Genomic DNA, 12375 nt, shown 5'->3' on the forward strand with positions numbered 1-12375 from the left:
AGCAGAACTGTAAAATATAAAAGAGGTTGTGCCAACGTTTTGACACAACCTCCCTTATTTAATAACCTTATGATACACAACAGGTTTACGTACTATTTTATTTCGCTTAGGACTTCTTCGCTATCTTGCTCCGCTGCGTCCACGCAAGAAGCATAACTCCGATTAACAATAAAGCCAATGCTGCATAAGCAATACTTTCCGTGACATGTATGCTTTGCGGATCAAACCACATCTCGATGGTATGTTCCCCTGCCGGCATATTTATCGCACGCAAGATATAGTCTGCACGGGCAATATCCACCGGCTGGCCATCGATAGTCACCTGCCATCCCGGATAATATATTTCAGAGAAAACAACAACTCCGTCTTTAGGAGTGGAGGCCTTATAAACCAAACGATTTGGCTCGTAACTGGTTAACTGGATGGTAGATAGTGAATCTTTATATCCTTCTGTCACACCTTTCAGCTGTTCTTTAAACTTTACATCCACTACGGCTGTTTCCGTTGGAAGAATATCGTTCAAAGCATCTATTTCTTCATTTGCATTATTTACATACTGCACCTTATCTACGAACCATGCATTACCGTATGCATAAGGATTCATGACAGGAACAGCCTGCCCTTGCTCTCCGGCAGGGAAAATGAAGTATTTGGTATTCAGCATATTCAGTACACGGAATTTAGAAGCATCCACACTGTCCATCTGTCCACCGGCAGTAGCCACAGCCTGATAAGTTTCTTTCATTTCGGGCACGATGTGATGGTCTATCATTTCCTGATAGCGGCGAAGTTTCGCTGCATGATAGCCACCGACACTCTTATGCCAATATGCTGTATTGTTTTCATTAAATGTATTACCGGGGAAACCGATGAAATTCAGTACACGATAATTCGGAGTCGTATCCTGAAGAATAATCTCATCCGCCTGTGTTTTCACGAATGCTTCTGACCGCTTCGACTTCGGCACGAACTGTTCGTCATTCAAATAGCGTTTATTGACACTCCACATATCTATCAGACACAAAAGCGCAATACCCGCCAGTGTGAAAGAGGCTTTCAACTTCCGCAGTTGATACAAGAATAAGAACAGGCAACCGATCACTATAATAAAGAAGCTGCGCCATGCATCCGAAGCAATAATGGCTTCGCGCATTTCAGTCAGATTGGCCACAAACGAAGCCAAATGTTCGGCAGGAAGTGCTTGTTTCAAAGCAGTCATCTCCTGTGCCGTTATAAAGCTGGAGAAGAAAGCGCCCGGGGCGACAGCTAAAATGAACGCAACACCGGCAGTTAGTACCAACGCAGCAATCACTCCTCTACAGTTCTTTTCCTGTTTCAGCATATCCGGTTTACTCAAAATCTCTTTCAAGGCAAAAATCGCCAACAAAGGTATTGTAAATTCAGCTATTACCAGAATAGAAGATACAGCGCGGAACTTATTATACATCGGGACATAATCGATAAAGAAGTCCGTCAGCCCCATGAAATTCTTTCCCCATGAAAGCAGAATCGAGAAGATAGTAGCTCCCAGCAGCGCCCATTTAAGAGGACCTTTCACTATAAAGCACCCCAATACAAAGAGGAACATCACAAATGCCCCCACATATACCGGACCGGCTGTCCACGGCTGCTCACCGAAATATTGAGGTAACTGTGAGTAAATACCGTTATACATTGGATTGGCCTTTGCCATAGCAGCTTCGCTCTGTGACATCGTAGATCCTGATCCTCCCCCCTTTACATTCGGAACCAGCAACGTCAACGTTTCACCGATACCATAACTCCAGTTGGTTATATAATCACGATCCAATCCGCTACTAGTCTGACTGGCAGCAGCTCCCTCCTGCTTCAATTCACTCTTGCCGCGCATCGTCTCCTTACTATATTCATACGTATGATACAGATTGGAAATATTGATGCAGACTCCTACCACGGCAGCCAGTGCTAAAACCCCGCTAGCCTTGAAGAAATGAGGCAATTCTTTCTTTTTGTAAGCATCTTCAAAGTAAGCTCCTACAAAAAACAGAATCACAAACATGAAATAATAGCTCATCTGAATGTGATTCGACTGAATCTGAAGGGCGATGAACAGGGCCGTAACGATTCCACCCAACAGGTATTTCTTCCGGTAAGCCAGAACGACACCTGCAATCGTAGGTGGTATATAAGCCAATGTCACAAACTTCCAAATATGCCCTGCCGGTATCAGAATGAAGAAATAGGAAGAGAATGCCCATATCACTCCGCCTAATCCTGCCAGCCAGGCCGATATTCCAAACGCCCGCAAGAGGATATAGAATCCCAGCATCATGATAAAAGTCAGCACTACATAATCCGGGAGAAAGAGGCGATAAACCTTCTCCACCCCTTTCAGGGACGTTGTCGAGTCGTAACTCGGAGACATCTGATAAGTAGGCATACCTCCAAAAATCGAGTTTGTCCAGCGCGTACGTTCTCCGGTACGCTCGAGATACTCTTTCGATTCTTGTCCTGCACCGACTCCGGCAGCCGTGTCATGCTGAAACAAGATACGACCTTCGATATCAGCCGGAAAAAAATAGGCGAAAGAAAGAATGATAAAAGCCAGAATGGCTATTAAGTCAGGAAGAAACTTTTTCATTTACGATGACACGATTTACTATTTACGATTGAAGTTTGAATATAAAAATAAATACGACCGGACAATCTAACATTTACAATTGATAACAGTGGAATATCGATCTCCCTTATTTATCAATCGTAAATGGTAAATCGTCTAATCGTAAATCAAATTAGTATCTATAATGATCTGCTTTATAAGGTCCGTCCACCGATACACCAATATAAGCGGCCTGTTCGGGAGTCAGCTTAGTCAGTTTCACACCGATCTTTTCAAGATGCAGGCGAGCCACTTCCTCGTCCAGATGCTTCGGCAAGCGATATACATTGATATCATATTTCTTGTTGAACAGTTCTATCTGCGCCAATGTCTGATTGGTAAATGAATTACTCATCACGAATGACGGGTGTCCTGTTGCACATCCCAGATTTACCAGACGACCGTCGGCCAACAAGATAATGCTATGTCCATCCGGGAAATAATAACGGTCTACTTGTGGTTTGATGTTCACACATTTGATGCCCGGATAATGTTTCAAAGCATCTACCTGAATTTCATTATCGAAATGGCCGATGTTGCAAACGATAGCCTGGTCTTTCATTTTCTCCATGTGGTCGATACGGATAATATCGATATTACCTGTCGTAGTCACAAAGATGTTACCTTCCAGACAAGCCTCTTCCATCGTCACTACTTCGAAACCTTCCATTGCAGCCTGCAGTGCACAGATCGGGTCTACCTCCGTCACGAGCACCCGCGCTCCATAAGAACGCATGGAGTGAGAACAGCCTTTACCCACATCACCATAACCGCATACCACTACTACTTTTCCGGCAATCATCACATCTGTTGCACGCTTGATTCCGTCGGCCAACGATTCGCGGCAACCGTACAGATTATCAAACTTAGATTTCGTTACCGAGTCGTTTACATTGAATGCCGGGAACAGCAATTTGCCTTCTTCCTGCATCTGATACAAACGGTGTACGCCTGTCGTAGTCTCTTCAGATACGCCACGCACTTCTTCCGCCACACGATGCCAGCGAGTACTGTCTTCTGCCAACACTTTCTTCAAGATGGCATTCAGTTCTATTTCATCCTCCGCGTGTACTTCCTTATCCAATACGGCAGCATTATTTTCAGCATCATAACCCACGTGGATCATCATTGTTGCGTCACCGCCATCATCTACAATCACATTCGGTCCCTTACCGCCGTCAAAGCTCAATGCCTGCAACGTGCACCACCAATAATCGGCAAGAGTCTCGCCCTTCCATGCAAATACCGGTACACCGGCAGCAGCTATCGCAGCAGCAGCATGATCCTGCGTTGAATATATATTACAAGAGCACCAACGTACTTCAGCTCCTAAAGCCACTAATGTTTCAATCAGCACAGCCGTTTGAATGGTCATGTGCAACGACCCCATAATGCGGGCACCTTTTAACGGTTTGGATTCTCCATACTTTTCGCGAAGAGCCATCAGGCCGGGCATTTCTTTTTCTGCCAAATCGATTTCCTTGCGTCCGAAATCAGCAAGTGTAATATCTGCCACCTTATAGGGCAGAGTAGAGAATAATTCTGTAGACATATTGTAAATCATTTATATATAATGGATGCAAAGATAGAACATTCTGATTAGTAGGGCAAAAGCTATCCGTTTTTTTTATATTATAATAACTAGGGAGGCTGTCAGCATCTCGGAATATTGTTTTATATTTGCAACAGATAAAACAACTTCTACAACATTCTAATGAATAATAACGAATCTTCTATGAGAAATTACGAAAACAAAACAAAGGAAGATCTTTTGGAAATAATCGAACAATTAGAGAAGAAAATAGATTTTCTTTCCTCTCATTCTTCTTCTGATTCTTCCTCTCCTTCCAAAGAACGTTTTCGTGATAAATATAGTACCCGGATACTGGATGCTCTTCCTGACATGCTCACCGTCTTCGACCATGACGCCAATATCATAGAGCTTGCTTCTTCTCCGGCAACTAATCACGTAGAAGGTATCAGCCCCAACAATATCACTACCACTAACGTAAAAGACATTCTGCCCAAAGAGGCTTATGAAAGTGTCCGCAAGAATATGGATAAGGTGATTCTCACAGGAGAAAGCTCCACAGCCAGGCATGAATTAATGCTAGACGGTGTTTTACATCACTACGAAAACCGTATCTTTCCTTTGGATAAAAAGTATCTGTTGTGTATGTGCCGTGATATATCCCAACAATGGGAGGCGGAACAGACGAATGCCCAACAACAGAAAGAACTAAAGGCTGCCAGAATCAAAGCGGAAGAGTCGGACCGATTGAAATCTGCTTTTCTGGCAAACATGAGTCATGAAATACGTACCCCGCTCAATGCCATTGTAGGATTCTCCAAACTAATCACTTACGCAACATCTGCGGAAGAGAAGAATCAATATTCGGAAATCATCGAACGAAATTCGGAAATGCTGCTGAATCTATTTAATGATATTCTGGATCTGGCATCGCTTGAAGCTGATTCTCTAAAATTCAATATCCGCCCGATCAAATTAATAGATATCTGCCTGCAGCTGGAACAACAATTCTGGCATAAGACGCAAAACGGTGTCAAACTTATTTTGGACGACGTAGATACGGACATGTATACTTCGGGAGATTGGAATCGCATCATACAAATTATAAGTAACTTGCTTAGTAACGCTACGAAGTTTACCCCGAAAGGAGAAATTCATTTCGGCTATCGGGAAAAGGAGGATTTTGTAGAGTTCTACGTTAAAGATAGCGGCATCGGCATTCCGGCAGCAAGAATTGCCACAATTTTCCGGCGCTTTGGAAAAGTTAACGATTTTGTTCAGGGAACAGGGTTGGGATTAACTCTTTGCAGAATGTTGGTAGAGAAGATGGGTGGACGTATCTGGTTGCGCTCCCAGGAAGGACAGGGAAGCAGATTCTATTTTACCCTGCCTTTGATTCGTCAATAAAGATCGATTAAGGACACAAATATCTGTGTCCGGGCATGACCTTACATGACTATTTGCAATTAAATATAGATATACAGAAAACGCGGCTTGTTGGTAACAAAACCGCGTTTTCCGCATATATCTATGTTTGAAATATATTCATTTATTCCTTAGCAGCCGGAGCACTAAGCATTTCTTTGTATTTCACCGGATCATTCAGAATTTTCATTGCTTCCTTCAAACCGTCATCATCCTTCAACTGCTGGATGATATTACCACGTTGGTAATAGTAACGCTTGATAATTTCAGTAGCAATCATCTTCTTTATATCAGATGAGAAATAATCCAAGTCGCGGTCAAGATCATGATTTAACTTCTTCTCAAGTGCCTTGAACTCCTCTGAAGCATCATCCATATACCCTTCAAACTCGGCAGCTTCTTTCAACGTTTTCAGAATTTTCTCGCTTTGCTGGTCATATTTGAAATCAGCTTTCTTCACCAACGCTTTAAAATCATTATAATCGGCATCTGTCACCTCAAACTTCTCCGGAGCAACGATGGTAGGATGTTTCAAACAATACTGAGTTGCATAATCAAAAATCAGATTATCGCGTACCAGATAGAAGAGGATATTCGGTAATTTCTCCTGTTTGATAACAATATCCGGCATTACACCACCTCCGTCGCGTACTTCACGTCCGGCAGCCGTATGGAATACCTTAGTCAAACTGTCAGGAATGGTTCCTACACTTCCATCTTCATTACGATGCTTGTAGTCAATAGCCTGTACACAACGTCCACTTGGAATATAATATTTGGAGGTAGTCACTTTCATCGTTCCGCCATAAGGCAAAGAGCGGGGAACCTGTACCAGTCCTTTTCCGAAGGTACGGTTACCAACGATAACGGCACGGTCGAGATCCTGCAGAGAACCTGATAAGATTTCGGAAGCAGAAGCGGTTCCACTATTTACCAATACCGCAATCGGAATATCCAAGTCCAACGGCTCGCGCAATGTCTTATAAGTGTTACTAGCTTGTTTGATTTTCCCTTTGGTCGTTACAATCACCTTTCCACGCGGCAAGAAATAATTCGCAATTTCTACTGCTTCATCCAGCAATCCACCGCCATTACTACGGAGGTCTATCACCAACGAAGTAGCTCCCTGTTTCTTCAAATCCAGAAATGCTTTCTTAAACTCTTTGGAAGGGTTGCCGGAAAAAGTGCTAAGGCTAATGTAACCTACATTATTATCCAATACGGCAGTATAAGGAATCGCCGGATTCTGAATAGACTCACGTACAATCGTGAACTCCATCGGCGTACGTCCACCTTTCTCATTCGGGCGCTCAATCTTTAGCTTAAAACTGGTACCTGCCTGTCCGCGTAACATCTGGCTGACTTCCGCATTATTCTTACCGGCAAGATCCTGTCCGTCAATCTCCATCAGTATATCTCCCGCTTTCAGACCGGCTTTTGCAGCAGGCGTTCCCTCAAAAGGTTCAGAAATCATCGAACGTTTTAGTTTCGTATTATAAGCAATGTAAGAACCCATCCCACCAAATGATCCTTTAATCATCTGCTCCAGTTCACTCTGATCTTCTTCCGGGAAATATTCCGTATAAGGATCCAGCGTATAAAGCATATTATCGATTCCTTCCCGAATCGTTTTATTCGGATCAATGGTATCTACATAGAACATATCCAGTTCTTTCACAATCGCATTAAATATATCCAGATTCTTTGCAATCTGGAAATTACGGTCGTCTCCACTCTTGAAACTAAAGAAAGCAACTGTTGCTATCACCGCTACTGCAACAATAGCTATCTGCCTGTTCAGCAATTTTTTCATACCTCTTTCAATCTAAATGAGTCGTAAAAGTAGCTCAATCCTTTGTTATTCCGCCAGAATCCTGTTAATATTTAACTTAATTTCATCCCAGCGTTCCTGTGGTATCGTTGTTCCGATTACCTGAATAACATTTCCCGAGAGAATAGAACCTATTTTTGCACATTTATCCAACGAATATCCGCAAGTCAATCCGTATAAGAATCCGGAAGCAAAATAATCACCGGCACCGGTAGTATCCACCACTTTTTGAACCGAAATGGCCGAAACCTTTATTTCTTCTGTCCCTTTGCGGATATAAGAACCGTTTGCCCCGACTTTTACGATAGCAATACTGCATTTCTTGGCAATCACTCCCAAAGCTTCCTCCGGCTCCTTGCCGGTAAAGGCTTTCGCTTCCTCTTCGTTTGCAAAGACAATGTCGACATATTTGTTTATTAACAAGGTGAAGAATTCCAGATCATTAGCCACAATGTTATAACTAGCCATATCGAGACAAATCTGCAAACCGGCTTCTTTAGCCAGTTCAATGGCGTGAAGAATCATTTCGTGGTCCTGAACAAGATAGCCTTCTATAAATAGGTACGCGTAACCTTTAAACATATCCAAGGTCAGTTCCTCTGCTCTCAAAGAAGCCGCTGCTCCCAGATAGGTTCCGAAAGTGCGCTCTCCATCCGGTGAAATAAAAGTGGATGCCACACCGGAAGGCAGTCGATCCGAGGTCAATAATTTGTCTTCAATCTTATTTTTCTGCAGATTTTCACGAAAAAATTCTCCATAATTATCATTTCCCACTTTTCCGATAAACCCTGTTCCAGCACCCAAACAAGCCAGTCCGAGGATGGCATTTCCTGCCGATCCGCCTGTTGCCAAGTGAGTTTTCATCTGTGAAAATTTTGTGTTAATCTGCTGTAACTTAGCGTCATCAATGAGCTGCATGCTTCCTTTGGGTAAACCCATTTCATCCAAAAGAGTATCATCCTTCAGGGTTGCGAGTACGTCTACCAGGGCGTTGCCCAATCCTATTATTTTGTCCATTCCTAATATTTTTTTTGCAAAGATATTGCATATTTCAAAAAAACCTAGTACTTTTGCATCGCAATTGAGAAAAACATTCTTCCTTAGCTCAGTCGGTTAGAGCATCTGACTGTTAATCAGAGGGTCCTTGGTTCAAGTCCAAGAGGAAGAGCAAAGTTGAAAATCTTGATTGCAAACATTCTTCCTTAGCTCAGTCGGTTAGAGCATCTGACTGTTAATCAGAGGGTCCTTGGTTCAAGTCCAAGAGGAAGAGCAAAAAAGAAGCCACCTAGAAGGGTGGCTTTTCTATTTATTCACCTTTCTTATCATCCAAAGGACTAATAATATATCTTGTGGGATTTGGCTCAGAACAACCATATCTCTAAAAGTAGGTACATCATATCGGTACAAAAAGGAATTAAATAGTGATTAACCGGTGTGGTATTGAATCACAACAGAATCGAATAAATTCTCTTATTGGATATTTATTTTCCATTTTTCCATGTCCCCCTTCATCTTTTCTCTGTCTCTCTGATGAATAAGGAGTTTGCGGGTGAAGGGTAACAACTTCACCATCTCTTCTCCTGTAGCGATTAGTTTCAAAAATTGTTTCAAGGCTTGAAACAATCCGTTTCACACCGAGAAACACTTCGTTTCACTGCTTGAAACACTTTGTTTCTCGGCGTGAAACATCTAGTTTCAAATAGGGTTGAAACTAATTACGAAATAGCTTTACTAATCTTGCTCAATGGTGGAATCTGAAAGTAGCAATTTGACTTGATTCACGATGAAGAGAAGGTGAAGGGGCAGCTATTCACCTGCAAACTCCTTGTTTATCGGCAATACAGAAGAAAAGTGAAGGAGCTGGAAGAATTGAACATGTTATAGAAAAGAGCATCGAATTGTTCAAAACCCATATGGAATGAGTCGAATCGTCTATTCATAGGAAATGATTTTAATTGGGCATTTCTATTTATCCGTTTGCCTATCCAGATTCGTTCCACTTGCTATTTTTATTTCGTTCCATTATAGTGGAACGAAGTAAAAGTAGCTAATTGAGATAATCTGACTAGGCAATAAAGATAATTTGTTTGGGCAATTAAGAAAGTCTTATTGGCACACCTAACGGAGATACGGTGGCGAGGCATGCATTCGTTTAGCTCAAAACTGTGCAGGAACGAACTTTTTTGGTATAGGCTGCCCTGAAGCACATTACCCAAACTTTTAAACTGTTCCCCGATTTTTCAGACTAATCTAAAATTTATCCCCGCTGATTTGCTACTACTCCAAAGACAGCGGTTCAGTTTGAAAACGGCGGCTTAGTCTGAATATTGGGGATTTGGGGATCAGTTTGAGAACAAAGACGAAAGAATAAGGGGAACCTCCCGGATAAATCCATTAGTCCCCCTCTGGTATTGGTCGTACCTCATCGTTTCTTGATAAAGGCAAGTAGTTACACATAAATGTAATGTTTTCGACCTTTTAGCCGTCAGACCACCACTCCGTCCCATTTGACTTGCCTTTAAAGTTTAAATAACATTAGATCTTGGCGAAAAATAGCAAACCACAACCAACTGGCTGCTATGGATTCGCCGTGACACTTCATTTGTTTAATGAAAAAATAGACGAGGCAGTCCTACCGTTTGGATATAAACCACCTCGTCTTGGGGTCTTAGCCGAACCTGTTTATTTCTCTATCTTCATTCATTTCAAATCGGTTTAAATACATGAAAGAAGGAAAGAATACCATAAGAGATGTCCAGCCGGAGATTTCTTGATTGTATGGCAATGCAGCCAAGAGGGGTATTCTCAAGCAAATCACACGATTGCTTTGAGGAGAAAGCGGGCATATCTTTTTTGTTCTTTCCATTTATAACAAATGATGGTTTGCGCCCTATTACAAACCCTATATATACAAAAAAAGCGGTAGGGCATTTGCCTATCCGCAAGCGAGGGAGTCGAAGCCCTATACGCACAAACAGGAAACACCCCCCGCATATCGCAAGGAGCATTTTACTGTTTCATGTGCGTATTTGAATTTTCGACTTTTCGCTTGCACAGAAATCAGCTAAACGCTTTTTTTCTTCAAAAACATAAAAACATGTCGATCTACGACAGTGCAAATATAAGAAATTATTAATTCATTCGGTTCTCAATCTCGTTTTTTTTATAAAAAGTCATCTTTGAGAAGCCCTTTATACATTCTTGAAACAAATTTAAGCCGTTGCCAACGTCAATATACTAATCCGTATTCCTTCCACATTCACTAGGCAGGAAGCACATGCCAGAGTAGTAGAACCAGTGGTCAACACATCGTCAACTATCAATATGTGTTTTCCGGCAAGTGTTTTGGGATGCTGAAGCTCGAAGATACCTTCCACATTATCCCGACGTTCAAACACAGATTTACGCGTTTGCGTTTCCGTATTTTTCTTACGCAATATGGATTCTGTATCGATGGGGATTCCTGTTACAGCAGCAATACCACGGGCAATCCACTCACTCTGATTATAACCACGGATTTGCTGTTTTTTCTTATGAAGCGGTATGGGGATTATCACATCAATTCCCTGAAAAAAATGGGAAGACAAAAGTTCGGCAGCCATATACCGCCCCATAATTGCACCAATTTCCTTTTGTCCACCATATTTCAACCGATGAAGAATCAACCGGAAGTCGCTTCCTTTCTCATAAAAGAAAAAAGAAGTAGCCCGTTCCAAAGGGATTTGTCCCCAGAAGAGCCGTTCTACCGGATTATCTTTTCGAAGATGATAATTAGTACGGGGTAGATTGATATTACATACTGTACAGATACATTCTTCACCCTTTGCTAACGGTCGGCCGCAAACAACGCAGCAATGGGGAAATAGCAAAGATAAGAAAGAACTAAGCCAGTCTTTGATAAGAAGTGTGTGTTTCATAATAATAGCAATTTGAAGTTACAATAGCACCTACATATTCAATGGAGGGACTTCTGCTAGGAGCTTCTGAAAGAAAGGATGAAGATTCCCGTTCGTTGCGATAATATGATGTCCTTCTATGAAGTTATCTTCACCATAAAAGTCAGTAACCTTTCCTCCTGCTTGCTGGACGATCAGTGCCGCTGCAGAATAATCCCATTTCCCGAGAAATGCTTCCATCCATGCATCAAAACGCCCAATAGCTACATAGCAAATTGCGGCAGCAGCCGACCCATTCATGCGAATACCTCCCACTACTCCATAAAGTTGATCGATAAGATGGAGAGCAGTCTGTTTATATTGCAGATGATTATAAGGTAATTCTGTAATAACAAATGCATCTTGGATATCCTCAACGTTCGACACATGAATTTCTTCGCCATTCATAAACGCTTTTCCACCTTTCCAGGCATAGAAACATTCATCCCGGCAAACCTCATAAACGACGCCTAAAAGAAGTTCGGTACGGCTACGTAAAGCGATGGACACACAATAAGGAGCCTCATCATGAATATAATTCGTAGTTCCATCCAAGGGGTCAATCACCCAACAGTAGGGTTCATCCTGATAAGTGGCAGAGCCTTCTTCTGTAATGAATCCCGCTTCAGGCAATAAAGCAGTAAGGGCTTTCACCACTCGCACTTCAGATTCTTTATCCACATAAGACACATAATCGTGTGCATGTTTTTCCACCACACGCTCACGGCGGAAGTTCCTTCGTTCTTCTTTTAAAAAACATCCAACTTCGGTAGCAATCCGGCATACATCAGTTGTAAGCTGCTTCAAATCTAACATTTATTATTCAAATTAAAAAGTGCTTCGAAGTTATAGCTTTTCCGGCAAAAAGCATAAAGGAAAATAATATTTTCGTGTTTGATACGCAAATTAATGAGATAACATCAAAACTATTATAACCAATATTTAAAGAAACATCTAAAAACAAGAGGTTGTGTCAAAACGCTGACACAGCCTTTTTTTATGCGCAAAGCCCAGA

At 41.9% G+C, this 12375-nt stretch carries 7 protein-coding genes and 2 tRNA genes; 3 read left to right on the top strand and 6 right to left on the bottom strand.

Going from position 1 to position 12375, the window contains the following annotated elements; translation table 11 throughout:
- Positions 1–106: 106 nt before the first annotated feature.
- Positions 107–2620, bottom strand: coding sequence for a YfhO family protein (locus DWZ47_RS29265; RefSeq protein ID WP_117515600.1), 2514 nt, complete (start codon positions 2618–2620; stop codon positions 107–109).
- Between the two features lie 151 nt (positions 2621–2771).
- On the bottom strand, positions 2772–4190 hold the full coding sequence (gene ahcY, locus DWZ47_RS29270; RefSeq protein WP_004302401.1) for an adenosylhomocysteinase: 1419 nt from the start codon (positions 4188–4190) through the stop codon (positions 2772–2774).
- A gap of 183 nt (positions 4191–4373) precedes the next feature.
- Here ahcY and DWZ47_RS29275 point away from each other — a divergent pair, with 183 nt between their 5' ends.
- Positions 4374–5576 (top strand): PAS domain-containing protein, encoded by a 1203-nt coding sequence (locus DWZ47_RS29275; protein WP_117515607.1) that lies wholly within the window; start codon positions 4374–4376, stop codon positions 5574–5576.
- Positions 5577–5718: 142 nt separating this feature from the next.
- Here the strand turns inward: DWZ47_RS29275 and DWZ47_RS29280 are convergent, their stop codons facing one another.
- Complete coding sequence (locus DWZ47_RS29280; RefSeq protein WP_004310710.1) at positions 5719–7407, bottom strand: S41 family peptidase; 1689 nt, start codon at positions 7405–7407, stop codon at positions 5719–5721.
- Between the two features lie 45 nt (positions 7408–7452).
- Positions 7453–8442 carry an adenosine kinase gene (locus DWZ47_RS29285; protein ID WP_117515602.1) on the bottom strand — a complete coding sequence of 330 codons (990 nt, stop codon included), beginning with the start codon at positions 8440–8442 and terminating at the stop codon, positions 7453–7455.
- Positions 8443–8519: 77 nt separating this feature from the next.
- Between DWZ47_RS29285 and DWZ47_RS29290 the strand changes: the two genes are divergently transcribed.
- Positions 8520–8593, top strand: a tRNA-Asn gene (locus DWZ47_RS29290).
- A 28-nt stretch (positions 8594–8621) separates the two neighbouring features.
- Positions 8622–8695 (top strand) — tRNA-Asn (locus DWZ47_RS29295).
- 1942 nt (positions 8696–10637) lie between these two features.
- On the opposite strand, the gene DWZ47_RS29305 is transcribed toward DWZ47_RS29295, so the two are convergent.
- Entirely contained in the window at positions 10638–11342 is a 705-nt protein-coding gene (locus DWZ47_RS29305) for a ComF family protein (protein WP_117515604.1), read from the bottom strand.
- A 30-nt stretch (positions 11343–11372) separates the two neighbouring features.
- Positions 11373–12176, bottom strand: a complete 804-nt coding sequence (locus tag DWZ47_RS29310) for an inositol monophosphatase family protein (RefSeq protein ID WP_117515605.1) — start codon at positions 12174–12176, stop codon at positions 11373–11375.
- Positions 12177–12375: the final 199 nt, after the last annotated feature.

Origin of the sequence: Bacteroides sp. AF32-8BH (assembly GCF_003435205.1) — a bacterium.
GTDB lineage: Bacteria > Bacteroidota > Bacteroidia > Bacteroidales > Bacteroidaceae > Bacteroides > Bacteroides ovatus.

Bases quoted from the DNA above. Each gene is read 5' to 3' on its own strand.
- DWZ47_RS29265 (WP_117515600.1), bottom strand. From the start codon at position 2,620: ATGAAAAAGTTTCTTCCTGACTTAATAGCCATTCTGGCTTTTATCATT.
- ahcY (WP_004302401.1), bottom strand. From the start codon at position 4,190: ATGTCTACAGAATTATTCTCTACTCTGCCCTATAAGGTGGCAGATATT.
- DWZ47_RS29275 (WP_117515607.1), top strand. From the start codon at position 4,374: ATGAGAAATTACGAAAACAAAACAAAGGAAGATCTTTTGGAAATAATC.
- DWZ47_RS29280 (WP_004310710.1), bottom strand. From the start codon at position 7,407: ATGAAAAAATTGCTGAACAGGCAGATAGCTATTGTTGCAGTAGCGGTG.
- DWZ47_RS29285 (WP_117515602.1), bottom strand. From the start codon at position 8,442: ATGGACAAAATAATAGGATTGGGCAACGCCCTGGTAGACGTACTCGCA.
- DWZ47_RS29305 (WP_117515604.1), bottom strand. From the start codon at position 11,342: ATGAAACACACACTTCTTATCAAAGACTGGCTTAGTTCTTTCTTATCT.
- DWZ47_RS29310 (WP_117515605.1), bottom strand. From the start codon at position 12,176: ATGTTAGATTTGAAGCAGCTTACAACTGATGTATGCCGGATTGCTACC.